A 22,719-nucleotide genomic window follows, 5' to 3' on the forward strand; every position below is an offset into this window, starting at 1 on the left:
AATTAAAATGTAGCGTTTATACCGGCGGTAAATGTTCTTGGTATAGGATTTCGCCCATTATCAATATTGGTTAGAAATACATTTTGGTTCATCGAGCCGATCTCCGGATCGTAGCCTTTATAAGAGGTGAAAGTGTACAGGTTCTGGGCGCTGACAAATACCTTAAACTGGCTAAGTTTTACCTTACTGATCCATTTTGCGGGTAAACGGTACCCGAGGTTCAATGTCTGTATCCTCAGGTATGAGCCGCTTTCTATAAACCTGTCAGAAATAACCAGATTAGCATTGCTCGTCCCCCCTTTTGGCGCAGGGATATTTGATCCGGGGTTTTGCGGTGTCCAGAAATTTGACTGGGAGGCAAGTTGATTTTGATAGAGTGCGGAAAGACCGCCTATAGTCCGATTAAGCAAATTCAAAATCTTGGCGCCGTAGGATCCGTTCAGGAAAACTGAAAGTTCAATGGATTTGTAAGAAATGTTATTGGTGATGCCATAGGTAAACTTCGGGTTGGGATTACCGATCGCTGCCTGATCCTTCTCATTAATTACTCCGTCATGATTAAGATCTTCATATTGTAAATCACCAAGCCAGGTTCCGGATGTCTGATTGATGACAGGCTGCCCGAATTGAATAGGTGCATTTCTCAATTGTTCATCTGTTTTAAAGGCACCCAACGACTTGTAGCCATAAAATTCGCCGATGGGCCCGCCGACCACCGTCCGGGAAACCGGCAGGTTTAAAAACCCGTTAATGGCGCTGCCAATGATGGGGCCGCTATTGTTAGCAAGTGAAATCACTTTGTTGGTGTAATGAGAAAAGATAATAGTCGATTCCCATTTGACATTATTACTCTGGATATTTTTTGAGTTTATGCTGAATTCAAAACCTTTATTACTCAGTTTTCCGGCATTAATATAAGGCGGGTTTATGCCACCCAGATAATTCTGGTCACCTGAAATGTACCCAGGTAAAGGCTGCTGGAACAAAAAGTTTTTCGAGGTCTTATTATACCAGTCGAATACGATGCTGATACGGTTCTTGAATAACGAGAAATCTACACCTACATCTGTTTGTATTGAGGTTTGCCAGGTAAGATTAGGGTTAGAAAAGTTATTATAGAAAAACCCGGTACCCAAACCGGTAGGCGTAGTTACCAATGATGTCCCGAAAAGGTATCCGGGAATATCCTGGTTACCCACCTGTCCATATCCCAGGCGCAGTTTAAGTCCGCTTATTTGCTGCTGAACACCGTTCATGAAAGGCTCGTCGGAAACTCGCCATGAAGCCGCTACGGAAGGAAAATAACCTACATTATGGGAATCTGCGAAGTTGGATGACTTGTCAGCACGTATGGTAGCAGTCAGACTGTATTTGCCGTTATAGGTATATATCGACCTGGCAAATAATGATTCAAGGGATCCGCTGCCTTTAAATTCGCCGTTACGTGCTGTCGCAGCATCCCCAAGGTTCAGCGTATGGATATCATTACTGTAAAAACCCTGTACATAGGCCGACATTCCATTATAATTAAACTCCGACAGCTCATGCCCCAGCAAAGCCGTTAAATTATGCTTCGATTTAAATATGTGGGTATAGGTTAGGTATTCCTTCCAGCCCCAATATGAATTATTGGTAGATAACTCGCTTAAGGTTGCCGTCAGGTTACTGTATAACTCGCCCCAGGTGTAAGAAGGGTTAAAAAACACGTTGTTTGTAAAATTGAAATCGCCGTTTATCTCAGATCTCAATACGAGGTCTTTAGAAAAGCGGATATCACTATAGATGTTTCCATTAATTTTATTACGAATGAGGTTATTGGTGATGCTCAGCGCCTGCGCCACGGGGTTAATTACCGCACCCGTCTGATAAGAGAATGGCCCGGCAAAAGATCCGTCCGCATTTCTTACCGGCAGGTCAGGCGTATTTAACAGCGCATTATAGATAATACCGGTATTATCGCTCAAAACGGTATTTTCATTGGTGCGGCTGGCATTTATTGAGGTACCGATATCGAACCAGTTGCCGACTTTGCCATTAAGATTAGTGTGGATCGTATAGCGTTTAAAATCCGAACCGATTACCATACCCGTCTGATCCAGGTAGCTGCCTGAAATATAGTAATTAGCCGCATCCGCGCCCCCCGATACCGATAGCTGATGGCTTTGCATCGACGCACTCCTGAATATGGCTTTTTGCCAGTTCGTGCCTTCGCCTAATAAGCTCTGATCCGCAAACTGCGGGTTGGGTTTAACGCCGAATTGTGGCGCGATAGCGTTATGCAGCGTTGCATACTGCTTAAGGTTCATCATTTCTAGATACCTGGCAGGTTGTTGGAAGCCGGCATACCCATCGTATGTAATCTTTGCCGATCCGCTTTTACCGCGTTTTGTGGTAATGATGATAACACCGTTCGATGCCCGGCTGCCATAAATTGCCGTAGCTGATGCATCTTTCAGAATATCCACTGATGCAATGTCATTTGGATTGATCAATGATAATGGGCTTACCGCAGTTTCTTCAGTACCACTGCTTACATTGGCGCTTTGTAATGGAGACCGGCCACTGGTACTATAATTGGTGGCATCACCGGAAATTGGTACACCATCAATAACATACAACGGTTCATTATTCCCCTGTAAAGACGTTATGCCCCTGATATGAACCGAGGTATTACTACCCGGCGCACCGGAATTTTGGGTAATGGTCACCCCAGATACTTTACCCTGTAATAGCTGGTCGATGCTGGGCTGCGGCGTGTTGGCAAGGTCAGCAGCCTTTATCGATGCCACGGCGCCATTGATATCTTCCCGCTTCTGGGTACCGTAACCAATAACTACTACGTCAGATAGCGACCTGACCTCCTCAAGCAGGATAATGTTGATAACTTGTTGGCCGGCAGCTGGTACTTCCTGCCCCGCATAGCCAACAAAACTAAACTGTAATAAAGCATTTTCAACATCGAAGGTAATGGCATAATTACCATGGGTATCGGTAATGGCCACAATCGCAGTGCCTTTTACCTTCACCGTAACGCCGGGTATAGGCTGCCCCTTATTATCGATAACTTTTCCCCGTATCGTTTGGGGAACGTTATTATCTATTGTGGCCGGTTTTCTTTGAATAACAACGGTCTGTCCGTTTAAGGTATAGGTCAATCGCTGGTTTTCAAAAACGGCCTTAAGTGCCTGGTCGAGTGTCGAATTTTTCAGGTTAACGTCAACGGTTTTAGCATCTGTAAGCATTTCATCGGTATACAGGAATACGTAACCGGTCTGCTGCTCGATATCTTTGATAACGGTAGAGAACTGGACTTTTTGATAGTTTAAAGTTACCTTTTGTGCCAGGGCCGCATGGGAAGGCCGCAGCATTATAGTAATGAGCAAAAGCAGAGACAATCTCATAACCAGTAAAAATTTATGGGTGAACGGAGACAGCCTACACGATGGTAGCGCATAAAATTTCATATATTTGAAATATTAAGGTTTTTAGAATTGGTTTATATTGGTCTCAATTATATATCAGCGAAAATCTTAACTAAACCCGGAACGTTCGCAGCGTAACGGGTTTGCTTTTTTAGATATGCCGATAAAGTGGAAAGTAAAATTTATGGCATAACAGTAACACTCCTTCCATTTACTTTAAAATGTACAAGCCCGGTTAATTCTAATTTTTCTAATATTTCTTTAAGGTCCGCTGTCCGCGGCAGTGTGCCGACAAAGCCTTCACGTGTTATTTTGCCCTGGTAGGTAACATCGATATCAAACCAGCGCGAAAGTTTGCGCATGATCACCTCGATGCGTTCGTGGGCAAAGTTAATTTTGCCGTTCTTCCAAGCGATTGCCTGATCGCCGTCCGCAGGTTTAATGGCAATGTTATGATTCTCTATAACGGCCTGTTGCCCGGGAAGCAGCATTTTACTGATATTTTCGTTCGTAATTTTAACCGAGCCCTCCAGCAGCGTTACACCTGTATTATCTTCACCGGCATAACCCATAATGTTAAAGTGCGTACCATACACTTTCACCTCGCTGTTGTTCACCTTTACAATAAAAGGCATGCTTTTATTTTTGGCGACCTCAAAATAGCCTTCGCCGATAAGCTCCACTATTCTCTCTACGCCGCTGAACGTAACCGGGTATCTTAAGGATGACATGGCATTCAGCCAAACCTTCGTACCATCGGCCAGGGTGATTGCAAACTGCCCTCCCAGGGGCGTTGTAAGGGTATTAAAACTTCCACCCTGTGGTTTTATTTCGTCATTCGGCTGGTAAGCAATTTCGCCGTTCAATAGTTTCTTAACGGGAACCTTATTCTGGGTGGCAATAACGCCGGTCCCTTTACTGTTTAAAGGAATTTTTGAACCGTCAGCTAATGTTAATACAGCTTTATCCCGATCGGGTTGACTAACCGTTTTTTTCGCGTTAACGACATGGTTATCACGTATTGATGTTTGGTTACCTAAATACAGACCGATACATGCCGAAATCAATAAAATGGCCGCGGCAGCGTATTTCATCCACCTGCGTTTTGTATGCATTTGTCGCACGGCCGAACTTGCCACCACGTTTTCAAATATTTTATCGCGGTCAAGGTTCGGGATTTTATCTGTTGCTGAAAGAGATTGCCATACGGTTTCTAAAGATTGGTTAAGTGATTCGTCGTCGCCAGTATTGCTCATCAGTGTAAAAAGTTCAAGCAACTCTTCACGTGTACAGTTATTTTCAGCATACCTATCAAGCAGATAGTGTAATCTTTGACGATCATTAATCATGTTCATAAAGGGTTTAAAATTGCGCGGAGTCACTCAGCAATTTCGGTTTATATACTGATGACGGTGGAAAATGGAAATCGTACTGCCTGAAAAAAAATTATTGTTCCAAATAAGCAGCCATGATCAAGTACAAAGAAATAAGTGTACTGTTCTTAGGATTATTAAGGATGTATTTTTTCAGGTGCTTCAGTGTTTCGGAAAGATGATTTTTCACAGTGCTTTTTGAAAGATGCATTTTTTCAGCGATCTCATCATGGCTTAAGCCCTGAAGCTTGCTCAATTCGAAAATCTGTTGTTTTTGAACCGATAAACTGCTTAGTGCTTCATTAATTACAGCCATTAAAGAGTCTGCATCAAGCTGCTCTTCGACTGAATTTTGCGCTTCATCAATTTGCATGCGCAAGTTTTGAATGATACTTGTTTCAATTGCCAGGCGGCGCAGGAAATCAATGGTTTTATTCCTGGCTATGGAAAAGAGATAGGCCTCAATATTATTTACGTGCGCTAAATCATGACGATTTTGCCATACCTTACAAAAAACATCCTGCACGATCTCCTCCGTTACCATATCAGATTTACATATCTTATAGGTAAACCTCGCTATCCGGTCAAAATTTTTATTGTAGAGAATTTGAAATGCCAGTTCATCCCCTGCTGCTATCTTTTGCAGAATACCATTTTCGCTTTCAAAATGATTAGTTGCCGACACGTTAGGGATAATAAGACGGTAATAATTGGAAAAACAATAATATCGAAATTTAAATAGAAAATCTTAAGAATAAATAAATACCTCAGAGCGCCATCTCTAAACAAGATAATAGACCATTGTAAAAGTTGAAAACACACCTTTACTCCAATCTACGATCTTCACGCCATTTGACACCTGTAACCGATAAGAAAAACGATATTTTTATGTTTTGATTTTATAGCATTAGTTATCTTTAAACCATGATTTAGAAATAACTGGAATCAGTGAGTGATTCGTAGAGTAATTAAAATTTACATAGATAAATACCTGTATATAAAAATATTACGAACCGGTTTCGTTTCCCGCTCTGAGTAAAAAAGGAAATAACACATGGTCGTTGTTTCCTTTTTTAATGCCTACAAAATAGTATAAGTCAAATTTGGCTTGTCTTCGTTTATAAAAATTGAACCTAAATTCACTTACAATCACATTAAAAATGATCATAAAGTATTAATTTATATATAAAGTTCTTTTTCTAATATGCTACGATACGTTGGCTTTGCTAATTATCCGGATGAATCTTTTTACTCATAAGCAATATCCACAGTTGACAAGAATGGATAGTTAGGATAATAGCGATAGGAAACCTGGATATTGATCAACTTTTTATCGGTAAATGTGTAAACGTAATCCCAACTTTGGTGATCAACATCGTCTTTGGTGTAATACAACTTCATCGCTTTGGGTAAACGCCCTACCTGTGTAAGTAATATCGGGTGCATATTAAACTCCAACGGATAAGTGATGGCCCATGGATCGATACTGATTGGCTCTGTAAAACTTTCAAAAAGAATGTACGTGCCATTACCGGGATCGTCATTGGTGTAAGCTATGGCTTTCTTTAATAATCCTTGTGCATCGTATTCAAAAGCCGTACGGTAATGTACCGTTATTGGTGGAGTGCCGATAAGTGGATAAAATTTATCAAGCATAGTCATCTTTCCTGCAGCGTTGTAAGTAAATATTTCGCTGTATTCCACATCGCCATTGGGCACTTTACTTCCATCGGGTAAGTCTTTGTATTTGGGAATATAATCGATATGGTTCACACGTCCGCTCCCATCATAATTGAATTGTTCGGTATATTCTCTTGGAAAAACACCGCCCTGAAAGGTTATTCTTTTATCAACCCGGTCGTTCTTGTAAACTATATCAACCGTGGATATTGCGCCGGGTTTGCCGTTCACAAAAGGCGTGTTAGCTATTTTCATGAGTTTACCGGCCTCGTAAACAAAATCTGTAGTATGGGTCTGCGTTGGCTCCGGCAACGTAGCCTGCGTAATTGACTTGATCCTGAATACGTCGGGCACAACCGGGTCTTCAGTCTCTTCTTTCACTTTGTCTTTTTTACAGGCATCAATGGCGATAAGGCCGAGCAACAGCAGGCAGGCACGCAACTTTCTCATATATTAAATGTAGGCCATACTATTCGGAACCGTGTCATTCTTTTTGACCAGTTCTGTTAGTCTTATTTTGGTCCCCTACAAGTCCACTTATCCTTGTAATATAATCACACGCCCAATTTGTTAACCGCATAACGGTATCGCGCCTTTATCTACATTATAAATGAAACAGGCATTGCCCGTTTTAACATGCAGTTAATTATACTTAATTAGGTTTCAATATGTAATTTACAGTTTGTGAATTTCAGTCTTAAAATCAGCATTGCACCTTACATTGTATATGATATTGGGAAATTCATATTTCGTATCGCTACTTTATTGCCGACACTCTTTTATATCGTTGACCATTAATTCAGGAAAGCAATTTTTGCCTCAACAAAAATTCAAGCTGATCATTTGATACTTCCAGTTTTTCGTTGATGTCTTTAAGCTCCGCCTTTTCGAGGTATTTTGCATAGGCCGATTTGATGGTTTCGTCAAGTTCTGCTTCATTCCATGGTTTGGCCAGGTAATGGAATATTTTTCCTTTGTTTACAGCGTCTATCACGGCGGTCATATCGGCATACCCGGTAAGCAGTATCCGCATAGGGTCAGGAAACTGCTGAAGCACTTTTTCTAAAAACTCTACGCCTGTCATTTCCGGCATACGTTGGTCGGTGATCACAATATCTACAGGTTTTTCGGCAAGTATTTTTAGCGCCTCATCTCCGCTCAACGCGGTTAGTACATTGTATTTAATCCGGAACGTCGCTTTAAAAGAAAAGAGGTTATTCTCCTCATCATCCACATAAAGCACAGTGATCTTCTTTTCTGTCATACGGCATCGTTCATTTTACTTGCTGTAAAGTTAAGCATTGTAAGTTATTTGGTCAGCGTGTCGTCTTATTTTTACCGTATTGTTACTGTAAAGTTGTTTTTTGTACTCATTACCCCGTAGCTTTGCCATAATGGATAATTTTGCAGTTAATTAAGATATCCATTGAACGTTTATTAATGACAGATAAAGGAACAAAACAAGGCCCCAACGTAAGGATCAGGGCATTCAGGGCAATTGACGAACCGGAAACCTGCGAACGGTTTATCACGGGCCATACCCAGGTTTTAACCAGCATTGGTGTTACCAAAGTTACCTCCTCCAAAAACGCCTGGGCTATAAACCCAAATTCATTTGTCATCATCGTTGAATCCCTGAACGGCAGTGAGGTATTCGGCGGCGGAAGAGTGCAGGTAGCAGGCGGCACGGAGGCTTTACCCATTGAACAGGCCACAGGTGCAATGGATCCGAGTATTTATGAACTGGTTAAAAAACAGGCGCTTCATGGCACCGGGGAAATATGTGGTTTGTGGAATTCACAAACGCTGGCCGGCTATGGTATAGGAACACCTTTGCTGATCAGAACACTGATAGCGATGGCCTCACAACTGGGTATCCACTCGCTCTTTGCATTGTGCGCGCCATATACCGTTAAACCTGTAGTGAACTGCGGGATGGAACTGGTTGAAAGCATCGGTAACAGAGGTACCTTTTATTATCCAAAATTGGATTTGATAGCTACCGCGATGATCCTGAAAGATACAAATGACCTGCGTAAGGCACAACAGGAGGATCGTGAGATGATAGAAAGACTCAGAATTGGCCCCAATAACCTAAGCATAAACGAATTAAAAAATCGGGAAATCAGTATTGATTTTAAAATTCAAATCCCTAAACTTGATCAATGGAATTTAGCCTGGGCCATCGAATCGGCCATAGGGGCTACATCCCATTTCGGAGCCGTTATTAACCAAGGATAAACATGAACAATATACCAGATTTTTTGAAGGCGTTCAAGGATACAAAGAACGATTATCAACCGCTCATATTCAGGTTGGGCAATCCTCTTGATAAGAAAAACTTCGATCTGTTGTTCGAAAATCAGTCAGTTTATTTTGTTTGCGACGAAATTTACGGGCAGCTTCAGGAACTGGTAAAAAGCAAGAATCCTTCTTTAATGATCAGCGATGAAGAGTATCCGGCGTTGATAGACCAGCATCTATCCGGAAAAGACATCTCGGAATACGGTGTTTGGGTGTATTATCCTTGGAGCCGCAGGCTGGTACATCTGTTAGATGAAGACGAATTTATTGAAGTGCGCACCAACCGAAACCGGAACAAGATCACCTCAGAGGAACAGCACATCCTCAAAACAAAAAAGATCGGTATTGTAGGTTTGTCGGTAGGCCAGTCAATAGCTTTAACCATAGCTATGGAACGTACCTGCGGCGAGCTCAGGCTGGCAGATTTTGATACCGCCGAACTGAGTAACCTCAACCGCATCAGAACCGGTACCCATCATCTGGGTGTGAACAAAACCGTTATAGCGGCGAGAGAAATATTGGAGTTAGATCCATTTTTAAAGGTGAAGATCTTCAGCGATGGTTTGCAGGAAGATAATATGGATGATTTTTTTCTGGGTGGTGGCAAATTGGATCTGTTCGTGGAGGTTTGCGACGGCCTGGATATTAAAATAATCAGTCGTTATAAAGCCCGTGATTTGCAAATACCGGTAATTATGGATACGAACGACCGTGGTATGCTGGATATTGAGCGCTTTGATTTGGAGCCGAACAGGGCTGTATTGCACGGACTTGCCGATGGCCTTGATCCTGAAAGCATTAAAAACCTCAGCAACCAGGAGAAAATTCCTTATGTGTTGAAAATAGTAGGTGCCGAAACCATGTCGGCCCGGCTGAAATCATCTATGCTGGAGATCAGGAAAACGATCAATACCTGGCCGCAGTTAGCTTCATCCGTTACATTGGGTGGTGCAGCTACAACCGATGTTAGCAGACGTATCCTGCTTAACCAATTCCACGATTCAGGCAGGTACTATATCGACCTTGATGAAATAATAAGCGATCAATAGCCAACCTAAGGCACCCGCTACCCGTTTAAACCTTGTAATATCTAAAGTTCTGCAATTATGACTAAGTTCTGGCTTTGCCTGTTATTTCTTCCTATGATATGCCTGCACCAGGCAATAGCACAGCAAACCATAGTTTTTAAAGGCGAAAATGAGGTAATCGGCAAACAGGTATCCATTTTGGAGGATAGTACCGGGCGTATGGATCTTAAATCGGTACGCAACTCATCCAAATTTGTTCAATCGCAAACACAAGTTCCTAATATGCAGCTCAGCACATCGGTGTTTTGGCTGCGGTTTACTATTAAGAACGAGAGCGATGCCAAACAATTACTGCTCAGTTTGGAGTATCCTACCCTCGAAGTATGCGAGTTTTACTATCCCTTGAAAAACGGCTTTGGCATTACCGCGTTGAGCGACAGAAATAGATTTGACCAGCGAAAATATAAGCACCAGGATTTCATTTTCGATATCCACATCCCCAAAGACAGCACTGCTACATTCTACCTAAAAGTGAGAAGTAACGAACAGATGGTGCTGCCGCTTGTATTAGGCACACCACAGCATATAGCCGAAACCAAATTAACGCGCGACCTGCTTTGGGGCCTGCTTGTAGGGGTACTACTGGTGATGATCTTCTACAACACTTTTGTTTTTATTTCCACAAAAGACATTAGTTACCTTTATTATGTGCTTTACGCCTTTTTTATAGCGTTAACGCAAACTTCCCTTTCGGGTTATACCTACCGTTTCCTCTTTCCAAATTCTCCTACCTTGTTTAATATGGGCATTATCGTTTTCAACGCGTTGGGGGGTATCAGCTTTGCTTTGTTCGCGCAGTCATTTTTGGGGATAAAAGAAAAAATGCCCCGAATGGCCAAGGTATTTATATTCATTGCCCTGCTATACGCGGCCACCATTGTAGTGCGGTTGATGGGTTACTCCCTCATTAGTTACCGGATGACGGATGTGAGCGCCCTGGTTGTAACGGTAAGCATTTATATCGTAATCATCAGGCTTTCGTTCAAAGGCTACAGGCCCGCAAAATTCTTTTTACTGGCCTGGACGATGTTTTTCACCGGCGTGGTACTGTTTGTAATGCGTAACCTGGGTGTACTGCCTTACAACAGTTATACCAATTACACTATGCCTATTGGTGCAGCCATGGAAGTGATCCTGCTGTCGTTAGCACTTGCCGACCGGATAAATATATTAAAGGCTGAAAAGGAAAAAACACAAGCCGAAGTTCTGCGGGTGGTTCAGCACAACGAGCAGATAGTTAGAGAGCAAAATGTAGTATTGGAACTAAAAGTAACCGAACGTACAACCGCTTTAAGCAAAGCCAATCTCGAACTGAACAGCACACTTAAAGACCTGAAGCAAACACAGGCTCAACTGGTAGAGGCCGAAAAAATGGCATCCCTTGGTCAGTTGACTGCAGGCATTGCGCATGAGATAAATAACCCTATCAATTTCGTCACATCAAACGTAAACCCTTTAAAACGGGATATCGATATGATGATGGACGCGTTGATAACCATTGAATCGGTTGGCCTGTCGGACCTGACATCTGCCGAGAAAGAAAAAAAGATCAAGGCCTACAAAGAAGAGCTTGATCTTGATTATCTAACCGAGGAGATCAAACACCTGATCAATGGTATCAACGAAGGTGCGCAACGAACGGCGGAGATTGTGAAAGGGCTGCGCTTTTTTTCGCGGCTGGATGAGGATGATTTTAAGAGCGCGGATATTAACGAGGGATTGGATTCTACCATATTTTTGGCCAAGCACCTGTTGCACAATAAAATAAAGATAGTTAAAGTTTACGGAGACCTGCCTAATGCCGAATGCTATCCGGGTAAACTGAACCAGGCTTTCCTGAATATTATTTCCAACGCTATTTATGCTATCCAAAAAAGATTCGGCGATCAGGATGGCGGTGAAATAACCATCACTACCACCCTTGATAACGACTATATAAGGATAGCTATAAAAGATAACGGAGTGGGAATGGACGCGGCAACACAACAGAAAGTTTTTGAACCGTTTTTCACCACAAAAGAGGTTGGTGAAGGAACCGGTTTGGGCATGTCTATCGTATACAACATTATAAAAAAACACAATGGAAAAATCAGTGTTTCCAGTACTATAGGTGAAGGCACCGAATTTATCCTGGAAATCCCCATTTTTTCTGGACCAGTACCAATAAACCAATAGTTGATAACACTTTTTTAATTTAATAACGTGCCGGAAAAAATAACTATCCTTTACCTCGATGATGAGCCTAATAATCTCATGGGTTTCAAAGCATCCTTCAGGCTGGATTACCAGATCCTGACCGCCGTAGATATGCCCGGTGCTTTGGAACATTTGGAAAACCACCCGGAAATACGCGTTGTTTTTTGCGACCAGCGGATGCCCGGCTTTACCGGGGTAGACTTTTTTGAGGAGATCAGGATAAAGTATCCCCTGCCCGTACGCATCATGCTGACTGCATTTACCGATGTAGAGGCTATTATAGGCGCTATAAATAAAGGAAATATATTCCGCTTTGTAAAAAAGCCATGGACAGAAACCGATATCCGCGGTGCCATTGCCGAGGCCGACAAATTTTACCTGGCCAACTCCATGCTCATTCTTAAAAATAAAGAATTACAGCGGGCTTACACCGAACTAAATAAGTTTGCCTACAGCGTTAGTCATGATATAAGAGGCCCCCTATCCGGCATTATTGGAGCCATAGACTTGGCTAATGAGATAGACGATATCACCGAGATAAGGGAAATGCTTTCGCTGGTGAAAAAATCGGTTAATAAAATGGAGGCTTATGTATTAAGCATGCACGATTATTATAGTCTGCAACGGGGCGAGTTAAAGATAACAGCCATCGATTTTGACCAGATCGTCGGGGAACTAAACGCGATCTACTCGGTATTGGCGAAAGTAAACGGCGTAAGCTTTACAATCACAACCAAAATATGCGAGGTATTCAGAAGCGATTACGCATTACTGAGGCTGATCTTTAGCAACCTGCTATCCAACGCCTTTAAGTACCAGGACAGGAACAGCCATAATAAATCTGTAGAGGTGATCATCGAGGTGAATAATAACGTCGCGAAAATTTCAATAAAAGATACCGGGATAGGCATAATATCCAACCACGTTACTGAAATATTTAAACTATTCTACAGATCTAATTCACTGGAAGTTGGATCGGGTTTGGGTTTATACAACGTTAAAAGCGCATTGGTAAAACTAAACGGAAAAATAGAGGTAGATTCTGTTTTAGAACAAGGTTCCACTTTCGTGGTAACTATTCCATCTATCGGATCTTAGAGGGTAATTATCATTAAAAAGGGCAATTTTCAAATAGGAAATTGCCCTTTTTAATGATAGATAAACCCGAATCATAAGTTATTTGGCGACTATTGCCCTCAAATAACTTATGATATAAACGCTGCACATTAAAATAGCTTTGCAGTGTTTAAAGCGGCGGCGGCTTCAATAAGCATCATACCACTTAATTGTGTTGTAAGATCAGTAGTGCCCGATGGCTTTTTGTTCCAGTCGGGGCTTATCGTTAATGCCGGCCGGTCAATACCATTGGTAAACAATGTTTGCGCATTGTATTTCAAAAACTTAACAAGCACATCCCTGTCAGACGCTGATACATCCGGTTCCTGGGCAAGTAGTGTAAAGTATCTTATTAAGATTCCTTTAAATAATCCACCATCGCCCTGGCCCTCACTTTTCAGTATGCCGCCGGGAGTAAGTTCGTTATCATTAATAGCTGCTTTCGCCGTGCGCACGGCATCCTGTAAGTAAACACCATCTTTAGTGGTTTTGTACAATTCCAGAGCTGCACCAACATAAATACCCTGGTTATAGGTGTATTTGTTTTTACTGATCTGCCCGTCGCCATTACCGTTTATGCCATCCCAAACAATGCCTGTAGAAGGGTCGATAAGTTTGCCTTTTAACCAGGTATAAAGGCTTTTTGCCAAATCAAGATCGGCAGCATTATTATTTACACGGTTAAGCCTTACCGCAAAGATAATGGCAGGCGCGTTAGCAGGTGTATTCTTATAATCCAACTGCGATTTACGCCATGCAATACCACCACCCTGGTTGTTATTGAGCCCTGTTTTAATATCGGCCCATAACAGGTTGGCCACATCTAAAAACGCGGCATCCTGTGTTTCAATGTATGCGCGCAGGCTTGATACTGCCAGCCATTCCATATCATCATAATAATCGTTGATATAGCTATTGCCGTTGCTGTCTTTAATACCGGTAAGCAAGGCTTTCATTCTTTGCTTGTATACTTCACTTTTTGAACGTGTATAGCCATCGGTAAGTACATCAAGCACATGGGCATTGGGCCAGTAGTGAAAGGTGTTGTTACCCGCATTATCCTGCACAAAATATTTTGCGTTTGATGATAAATAGGTAGTGTAGAGTTTCTCCTGTAAAGAGTCGGCCGTTTTATCCCAGGTATAGTTAACCGGCGGGCGCTGGTTATTGCTATCATACAGCGGGAAGGCTTTATCTTTAAGGCAAGAAGACAGCACCATTGGCACAAAAGCCGCAAGTGTTATTGTTTTTATGATACTTATATTCCTGATCTTCATAATGGTTGTGTAAATAGCCTGTACCATATTACTATGGCACAGGCTTATGTTTTACTTACTTAACTGTAACCGTGTGGGTATAGGTAGCATCCGGGCTGAATACTACTTTAATGTCTGCCTTGCCATTATCGGCCGCGTGATTAAACTTAAAGCTAAAGTCATACTGCGAATTATTAACCGGCACCAGTTTATAATATGCCGCAGGTGTTGAAGCATCAGCAGGCTGATTATCTGAATTAGTACTGCCCCAAAACTCGGTGAATTGCTTGCCATCGGCCCCTTTCATGGTAAAACGGAATTTGTAACGCTCGTCGCGTCCCCAGCTTTCCTGGTGAAACACAATTGAGGCATTATCAATAGCCCAAGTACCTGCGCCGGTATAAGGCAAATCAAACCATATTTTATTATCGGCAGCAAACCATAAACCCAATGATACAATTTGATCTACCGTGGCTGATGCCGTAGTAAAATCAACCACTATACGACTCACGTTATTAGCCGCAACGGTAGTTGTACCGCCTTCAATAATTATTGATTTATCGTTTATAGAAAAGGTTTTTGGCGTACCTGCATTACGTTCAACAAAATGATATGTACCTGCCTTTAAAGAAGTATACGCCTCAAAAATACCAGCTGCTGTTTGTTTAAAATGCACGGCCTTACTCAGGTCATCACCACCTTCGGTTGCTGTACCGGTAAGAAATAGGTCGGCTGGTATCTCGCTGAAACCGGCCGGCCTTTCAACTTCCAGTATCCTTTTTTCGGTACCAACCTTTACGTTAATCCCTTTTGACGACAGGATGGTCCATTTCAGTTTACCGGTTGCCAATGCTTCTATACCCGCAAGCTGCGCTATCTTGTTCAAATCTTTGTAAGCAATGGTCAGCTTATTTTGTAAGCCGTTCTGATCTGAGGGGATAGTGTATATCGGTTTAGAAAAATCGCCGTTCTCTTTATCAAAAGCTACTTCGTAAAGTACAAAGCCATTATCTGCTGATTTTGCCTGCTCCCATTCAAAAGCGATAGTACCAGCAGGCGGATCAAGCTTAACAAACTTATTATTTTCCGGTAAAAAAAGATTTTTAACTTCAGTTACATTGGTATTTTGCAGCGTTATATCTTTTTTACAGCCTGCAAATATGGTTGCTATAATAACTGCAACAGTTGTGCAGTAAAAAAACTTTTTCATATTAATTTCAATGATTAATGTTGTGTGAAAAAAACTATTACCATCCCGGGTTTTGGCCCAAATTAGGGTTAAGCGCACGCTCATCCTGTGGTATTGGCCATAGGTAAGCCCTGTTCTTGTCGAAACTACGCTGATTGGCACGGATGTATCCATTATCAACACCCGCCGGGCCAAATTTGGCACCATGAGCCCATCCGTTCAATACTACCTCTGCAGTTTTCCAGCGGCGGATATCGAATATCCGCAAGCCTTCCATAGCCAGCTCAACGCGGCGCTCGTTACGCACTACATCGCGCAAGCCGGCCTGGTTAAGTGAAGCGTTGAAATTTAACGCGGCAGCTTCGGTGAAACCGGCACGTGTACGTATCGGTTTAATGGTAGCGTTCCATATAGTTGCATCTAACTGGTTAAGCTCATTTTTAGCCTCGGCATACATTAGCAGCACATCGGCGTAACGTATCAACATCAGGTTTAAGCCCGAGTTAAAGTTATTACCCGAGGTAGGATCATAATACTTGCGTGTATAATAACCTGTTGGTGAGCTGATAGCGCCGGATGCGTACTCATCGAGTTTTTTATCCTGATCAGGATCAGACCCCGGTTTGGTGTAGATCACCTGGATGCTATTGTCCGGTTTTTTCCACTTGTATTCATTGTAAACAACGGTATTGGTAAGCCTTGGGTCGCGGTTAACGTAAGGGTTATTCTCATCATATTCCGATCCCGATTCGGTCACTTTTTTACCGTTCAGCATTAAATAGCTATCCACCAGTTCTTGTGTTGGGGCAAGCGCGTTTAAACGTGCGCCAACGGCAAGCGGGGCCATATCAAAAAAGTTACCGTAAGTTCTGGTTTCGGGCACGTACTGCAAATCGAATATCACCTCGCTGTTGTACTCATTAGCCGGTAAAAACAATCCTTCGTAAGATGCAAATAAACTGTAGTTACCATTAGCTCCATTAATCAGCTTTTCGCACTCGGTTACTACATCCTGCCAACGGCTTTCATATAATAATACTCTTGCCTTTAATGCAATGGCTGCTCCTTTGGTTATACGTCCCCTATCCTTATCTGTGTAGGCGGTATTAACAGGTAAATCGGCCGAACTTTCTTCAAGTTCTTTCAATACAAAATCAATTACCTGTGCTTTTGGCGTACGGCTAACGGTTTTGGTTTCCTCTACCTTCGGATCTTTGGTGAACAAAGGCACATCGCCAAACCAGGTACTCAGGTAAAAATAATGCCATGCACGTATAACCCGTGCTTCAGCTTTCATCCTTGCTTTAAGGGTAGCGTCCATTGAGGTAACCCTGTCAACATTCTCTAAAAATATGTTTGCAGTTTTTATGCCCGCATAATGGTATCCCCATTCGCCTTTCAGCCTGCCTAACGACGGATCATAGGTACCGGCGGCAAGTGAGGCCACGCCTTCGTTATCGCCGCGGCCATTATAGGCATTGTCAGACATCGCTTCGTTATAAAAGAAGTAATTGCTGGTAAATAATTGCGAATATGCTGTATTTAATACACTGTTTGCTTTTTCAGTAGTGGTCCAGAAGTTAGCATCTGTAAACACGTTGGTTGGTACCAGATCAAGTTTTTTACATGCTGAAGTAAAGCTTACCAGTATGATTAAAAAACCTGTTTTAATAATATTTGATCTTTTCATAATGGTGGTAAATTAAAGTGTAATATCGAGTCCGAAACCATAATAAACCGGGGTTGGATAACCGCGGCCGCTATTGGCACCGCCTATCCCCCTGCTATTATCAAACTCTGTTGATTCAGGATCGATGAATTTCATGCCCGAAAGGGTGATCAGGTTTTGACCCGACAGATAAGCCCTTACCTTTTGCATACCTACTTTTTTAGCTATGCTTAAAGGAAGTGTATAACCTATCTGGATATTTTTTAAACGCACGTATTGGGCATTATATAAATACAGATCAGATCCTCTCCTAAAGTTGTTAGTGTTCGACTGGCTGCCGTTAGCCGCTAAACGCGGGAATTCGGCATCCGGGTTTTTCGGTGTCCAGTAATCCAGCTGGTGCTGGTACATTACCTGCGAGTAGTTAAAGTGGAACGGTTCAATCAGTTCACCACGTAAAAACATACTGCGTTTACCCACACCTTGTAAAAAGATATTGGCATCAAATTGTTTAAATACTACATTGTAAGTAAAGCCGAATGTATAACGTGGAAAAGGGTTACCAAGCACAAATTTATCGTTCTCGTCAATAACGCCATCTTTGTTTACATCCACAAATCTGATGTCGCCGGGCACCACCGTTAAACCGTTTGGTTTTGGTCCGTTATTTACTTCATCTAAGTTTTGGAAATAACCATCGCGTTTGTAACCTACATAAGAGTTCATAGGCAAACCGGTTTTTAACAAAACCTGCATCTCATCATAACTGGTAAGCTGTTGCCCGCCTTCAAAGTATAATACTTTGTTTTTTGAATCGGCTATGTTAAAGCTAATGGTGTGTTTGAAGTTTTTAGTTTTTATGCGATAGCTCGCGTTAACTTCCCATCCTTCATTTTTAACCTTGCCGGCGTTAAAGTTTGGTAAACCTGCTCCAAATGCTCCGGGTACTGCCGGACTTACCAAAATATCGCGGGTAATTTTGTTGAAGTAATCTAAAGATAATGTCAGGTTATTTTTAAAGAAACCGGCGTCGGCACCAATATTAAAGGTAGAAGCACGCTCCCAGCGGATATCGGGATTAGCAAAACCAAAATTTATACCACCAACCGGCGAGTTATTAAAACCATATACATTTTGCGTACTTGAATAGGTACTTTGGTATTGATAGTTGCCTACGTTTTGATTACCTAATACGCCATACGATCCCCGAATTTTCAGATCGCCGTATTTATTACGGTAGCTTTCCATAAACTCTTCCTGACTGATGCGGTAACCTGCCGAAATTGACGGAAAGAAAGCATTACGGTTTTGTTTGCTAAACTTAGATGATGCATCGATACGGAAGTTAAATTCGCCGTAATACTTGTTATCATAATCATAAGTAGCACGACCGAATAATGAGTTTAAGCTACTCTCGTTAGTTTGATTAAGCGAGATATTTGAACTCGTTGGATCAATTACTGTTCCGGTAACGGGCACACCTAACTCCGGGTCGGTATATTTTAAACGGATATTGTTTCCTTCTGATGTAACAGATTCATTGGCTACACCAACCAACACGCCCAAACTATGTTTCTTTGCAAATACCTTGTTGTATTCGGCAATTAACTGTGTGTTCAGAAATATACTTTTGTAGTTAAGGTCATTACTGTTCCTATCGACACCATAAGTACCTTTGGGTAGGTAGTTTACCTGTTTAACACGTTCAAAAGTGTGATTGCTGGTAATATTGCTGCCAAACACCCCCTTAACTTTAAAATCGCTTGTTACAGCAAATTCGGCGTTCAGGTTGGCTGTAATAGCATCGTCATCCGCTTTGCGGTATCCGCCTTGCTCCAATATACCCAACGGATTAAACTCGGCCAGTACATCATTAGTAAGGTAGTTACCGTTTTCGTCCTTAATTTTATAATAGGTTGGTGTACGGCCAGCATCAACTATAAGGGTGGAGGTATTGTAAGAGTGTTCTTTACGCTCGTTACGTGTATAGGTAAGTATACTGGTTAACTTCAGTTTACCTATTTCGTTGATCATGTTGATACGGTAGTTATACCTGCGTGCGCCGTAATCAGGTCCAACAAGGTTACTACGCTGATCGAGCAAACCGGCCGATACGAGGTAACTGTTTTTTTCGTTACCGCCGGTAACACTAACATTATGATTTTGCTGGATAGCATTTTGTAGTATAGCATCCAAAAACCATTCATTATCACCCTGGGTTTGATAATCGCGAATTTGCTGCGCGCTGTAAATTGGCTGCAAACCCGCGTTAACTACGGCTTCGTTACGTAAAATAGCATTTTCGTAAGAGTGCACCGGTTTATAGTTTACTTTAGGCACCTGCACGCCCGCCAGGCCATTGTAGGTAATAGTCGCCTTAGTATTCTTTTTACCTTTTTTGGTGGTAATTAAAATTACACCGTTTGCCGAACGCGAACCGTAAATGGCAGCGCTGCCCGCATCTTTAAGAACGGTTGCCGTTTCAATGTCTGACGGGTTGAGGTTGTTGATCGCATTAAGATCTTCATTGATAATACCATCAATAACCAGCAAGGGCGAGTTATTACCCAGCGTACCCAAACCACGAATGTTGATATTTGGTGTTTGGCCGGGTTCAAGGTTTTTTTGCTGAATAACCAAACTTGGTATAGTACCCTGTAATGCCTGTATAGCGCTGGTTACAGGTTTACCCTCAATAACAGCGGAGTTTACCTGATCAATAGCGCCAACTACGCTCGATCTTTTTTGAGTGCCGTAACCTATTACAACCACCTCGTTAAGTGAGGTTTGCATAGTACTTAACTGTACATTGAGTGTTGTTTTACCGGCAACCGGCATTTCTTGCACAGTATAACCTATAAAGGTAAACACCAGTACGCCATCATCAGGTACGTCAATAGTGTAATTACCGTCGGCATCGGTAACTACGGCAAGCGTTGTACCTTTTAGTTTAACAGTTACACCAGGTAAGGGCTGCTTGGTTTCGTCAGTTACGCGGCCTTTTACTTTTACCTGGTTTTGCGACAAAACCCTGCCCGAAGCTACTGTTTCGGCAGGCTGGCGTTCATCTATTACAATGACATCGCCAATTATTTTGTACGACAGGTTAAACTGTGTAAGTAATAAGTTAAGCACTTCGCTGATGCTTTTATTGGTAACATCGAGTGATACTTTATACGATTGTTTTAGCGCATTATCAGTATACGCGAACTGCACGTGCTTATCGGCAGCAATGTTATCAAGCACTTCGGTAAGCTTTGCTTTTTGCAGTTTAAGCGTAACTGATGCCTCTAAAAACTTTTGGCCGTAACTATCAGTTGCAAAGGCTGTAAGGCACATTAGGCAAATAATAAAACAGGCAAGCGAGGTAATTTTCATTAATATTAATACATAACGAATCACTCCATTATAAAACAGAGATTTATTCATAATTTTGAGAAAATTAAAGTGTTAGAAATTAAAGTGTTTTGTTTGGAATTGCACCCCCGAATAAACACTTATTGATAACCCAGCATTTTAAGATCCCTATTCAAATCCCTTGAATAGGGTTTTTTATTTTAAGTCTACGTCACGCTCATATATTCGAAATCAGGTTTAATAAATAATTGGTTAAACAGAAACTTTAATGAACAGCTAACAGCCTTTGCCTTTTAAATGGTAGTCGCCGCTTTCCAGCGTCGCCTTACCTTTTACCAGCCTGGCTATTACTTTCATTATATCTTTTAACGGCACATTGGTAAAGTTTGCCGTTATAGAACATGCCGATAGGTTTTGATCGGCTTTAATATTTACATTGAATTTGCGGCGCAGCACACTCACTACTTCGCCAATAGGCGATTTTTTGAATATGAGTTCGCCATCGCGCCAACCTGCAAGTGAGCTGATATCAACCCCGGTGGTTTTTACAATAGCGCGGGTGCGTTTATTATACAGTACCTCTTCGGTTGGTTGCAGGTAAATAGTGTTAAATATGGCGGCATTACCGGCAGAAGGCATCACCCCTACCTTACCGCTAAATACATCTACTTTGGTTTCGTTATCATCAGCATAAGCCTTAACGTTAAAACTGGTGCCCAGCACATGCGTAGTTAAGGCACCTGTACGAACAGTAAAAGGCATATCCGCGTCATGCTTTACATCAAAAAAGGCTTCACCCTCAAGGCTAACTTCGCGTTTATCGCCACGAAAAATTTCGGGGTATTTTAGTTTTGTACCGCCATTAAGCCAAATCTTAGTGCCATCGCCAAGAGTAATATTGATCATATTACCCGGCGCCGCAACAAGTTCAATGGTTTTTACCGGCGCAACATAATCAAGTATAGCGTAACGATAGTAATACGACAGTACAAACAGGCCTCCTAACATGGCAGCTGCTGCCAACCACCCGTAAACGCTTTTCCTAACAGGTTTCTCCTGCTCATCAATCAAGTTAACAATATTATTATAAACCTTTTTGCTATCAAACTTAACCGCGTTGTTTTCAGTTTCAACCTTATCAAGATCGAGGTTATGAAAATGTTTTTCTACAAGTTCTTCCTGTAAACGTATATCGGCTTCGGAGGCACGCCCTTTACCACGCTTGTTAAAATCAGATCTTCCCATTGGTTTATATGTGTAAGATGTAAGCAAACACACCTACCCCCCAAACCAAATGAAGATTTTTTTATTTTAATATTATTTTCGGGTAAATACAGAGAAAAGCGCGGCAATGGTAAGGTAATCTGTTAGCCCGGTAGTACGCAAATAACGCAAGGCAATGGTCATTTGGTTTTCAACTGTTTTTATGGAGATGTTGAGGCGTGAGGCTATCTCCTTGTTAGATAAGTATTCCTTACGGCTCAATATGAATATTTGGCGGCACTTTTCGGGCAATTCAGCAACATTCTTTTCCAGCAGGCGCGTTATATCATGTTGCAGGGTTTCGCTATCAGCTGTATAATCTTCGATCAACTGTTCCATAGCGGTTACATCAAGCATGGCTTTTTGCGAACGGATATAAGCCAACACCCTGTTCTTAATGGCCACCTTTAAGTAGGCATGTACATTATCAACATTTAATTGCTGACGCTTAGCCCAAATATCAATAAAAAGTTCCTGCACCAGGTCTTCACAAACATCCCTGTCGCGAAACAAATTGTACGCCGCATGAAATACTTTTGAGGCATACCTGTTGTACAGAATTTCAAACGCACTACGATCATCGTAACGAATCAATTCTAACAACCGTGCATCGGGCCACATCTGTTTCTCCTTCAAAAGCATATTTAAACTGCTGCTGTAACGGTTTTGCTAATTGGTATGCATAGTTACAGTTAACAAAACTAAATAAAAAAGTTTGTCTTTTAATCAGCAATTATTTTGCAAATCATTTAACATTCAGGCAGCTGGAAAATCGGGGGCAATGTTCTGAATACTCAAAGTACAAC

Annotated in this window: 15 protein-coding genes; 4 read left to right on the forward strand and 11 right to left on the reverse strand. The window is 41.9% G+C overall.

Annotation, left to right across the window (positions count from 1 at the left end):
- Positions 1–2: 2 nt before the first annotated feature.
- From ABD894_RS05160 to ABD894_RS05180, 5 genes are all read right to left on the reverse strand, one after another.
- A complete protein-coding gene (locus ABD894_RS05160) occupies positions 3–3,401 on the reverse strand; it encodes a TonB-dependent receptor (RefSeq protein WP_345209921.1) in 3,399 nt (1,132 codons plus the stop codon).
- A gap of 203 nt (positions 3,402–3,604) precedes the next feature.
- Positions 3,605–4,777 carry a FecR family protein gene (locus ABD894_RS05165; protein WP_345209922.1) on the reverse strand — a complete coding sequence of 391 codons (1,173 nt, stop codon included), beginning with the start codon at positions 4,775–4,777 and terminating at the stop codon, positions 3,605–3,607.
- 91 nt (positions 4,778–4,868) lie between these two features.
- Positions 4,869–5,480, reverse strand: a complete 612-nt coding sequence (locus tag ABD894_RS05170; protein WP_345209923.1) for an RNA polymerase sigma factor — start codon at positions 5,478–5,480, stop codon at positions 4,869–4,871.
- A gap of 563 nt (positions 5,481–6,043) precedes the next feature.
- The gene (locus ABD894_RS05175; protein WP_345209924.1) at positions 6,044–6,925 is read right to left on the reverse strand and encodes a hypothetical protein; all 882 of its coding nucleotides are present in this window, start codon (positions 6,923–6,925) and stop codon (positions 6,044–6,046) included.
- A gap of 349 nt (positions 6,926–7,274) precedes the next feature.
- The gene (locus ABD894_RS05180) at positions 7,275–7,739 is read right to left on the reverse strand and encodes a response regulator (RefSeq protein ID WP_345209925.1); all 465 of its coding nucleotides are present in this window, start codon (positions 7,737–7,739) and stop codon (positions 7,275–7,277) included.
- 176 nt (positions 7,740–7,915) lie between these two features.
- Here ABD894_RS05180 and ABD894_RS05185 point away from each other — a divergent pair, with 176 nt between their 5' ends.
- Genes ABD894_RS05185 through ABD894_RS05200 form a run of 4 tightly spaced genes read left to right on the forward strand, consistent with a single transcriptional unit; the run spans position 7,916 to position 13,161 of the window.
- The gene (locus ABD894_RS05185; RefSeq protein WP_345209926.1) at positions 7,916–8,716 is read left to right on the forward strand and encodes a hypothetical protein; all 801 of its coding nucleotides are present in this window, start codon (positions 7,916–7,918) and stop codon (positions 8,714–8,716) included.
- Between the two features lie 2 nt (positions 8,717–8,718).
- The gene (locus ABD894_RS05190; RefSeq protein ID WP_345209927.1) at positions 8,719–9,828 is read left to right on the forward strand and encodes an Rv1355c family protein; all 1,110 of its coding nucleotides are present in this window, start codon (positions 8,719–8,721) and stop codon (positions 9,826–9,828) included.
- Positions 9,829–9,885: 57 nt separating this feature from the next.
- Positions 9,886–12,042 carry a sensor histidine kinase gene (locus ABD894_RS05195; protein WP_345209928.1) on the forward strand — a complete coding sequence of 719 codons (2,157 nt, stop codon included), beginning with the start codon at positions 9,886–9,888 and terminating at the stop codon, positions 12,040–12,042.
- Positions 12,043–12,069: 27 nt separating this feature from the next.
- Positions 12,070–13,161 carry a sensor histidine kinase gene (locus tag ABD894_RS05200; protein WP_345209929.1) on the forward strand — a complete coding sequence of 364 codons (1,092 nt, stop codon included), beginning with the start codon at positions 12,070–12,072 and terminating at the stop codon, positions 13,159–13,161.
- 128 nt (positions 13,162–13,289) lie between these two features.
- On the opposite strand, the gene ABD894_RS05205 is transcribed toward ABD894_RS05200, so the two are convergent.
- The 6 genes from ABD894_RS05205 to ABD894_RS05230 all read right to left on the reverse strand — a co-directional run bounded on the left by ABD894_RS05205 (position 13,290) and on the right by ABD894_RS05230 (position 22,549).
- Positions 13,290–14,456 (reverse strand): glycoside hydrolase family 76 protein, encoded by a 1,167-nt coding sequence (locus ABD894_RS05205; protein WP_345209930.1) that lies wholly within the window; start codon positions 14,454–14,456, stop codon positions 13,290–13,292.
- A 55-nt stretch (positions 14,457–14,511) separates the two neighbouring features.
- Positions 14,512–15,645: a SusE domain-containing protein gene (locus tag ABD894_RS05210; protein ID WP_345209931.1), complete on the reverse strand. Its 1,134-nt coding sequence runs from the start codon at positions 15,643–15,645 to the stop codon at positions 14,512–14,514.
- 37 nt (positions 15,646–15,682) lie between these two features.
- Positions 15,683–17,314, reverse strand: a complete 1,632-nt coding sequence (locus ABD894_RS05215; protein ID WP_345209932.1) for a RagB/SusD family nutrient uptake outer membrane protein — start codon at positions 17,312–17,314, stop codon at positions 15,683–15,685.
- 12 nt (positions 17,315–17,326) lie between these two features.
- Positions 17,327–20,632 carry a TonB-dependent receptor gene (locus tag ABD894_RS05220; protein WP_345209933.1) on the reverse strand — a complete coding sequence of 1,102 codons (3,306 nt, stop codon included), beginning with the start codon at positions 20,630–20,632 and terminating at the stop codon, positions 17,327–17,329.
- A gap of 294 nt (positions 20,633–20,926) precedes the next feature.
- On the reverse strand, positions 20,927–21,895 hold the full coding sequence (locus ABD894_RS05225; RefSeq protein WP_345209934.1) for a FecR family protein: 969 nt from the start codon (positions 21,893–21,895) through the stop codon (positions 20,927–20,929).
- Positions 21,896–21,967: 72 nt separating this feature from the next.
- Positions 21,968–22,549: an RNA polymerase sigma-70 factor gene (locus ABD894_RS05230; RefSeq protein ID WP_345209935.1), complete on the reverse strand. Its 582-nt coding sequence runs from the start codon at positions 22,547–22,549 to the stop codon at positions 21,968–21,970.
- Positions 22,550–22,719 lie beyond the last annotated feature (170 nt).

The sequence above is a fragment of the Mucilaginibacter gynuensis genome (genome assembly GCF_039541195.1).
Classification (GTDB): domain Bacteria; phylum Bacteroidota; class Bacteroidia; order Sphingobacteriales; family Sphingobacteriaceae; genus Mucilaginibacter; species Mucilaginibacter gynuensis.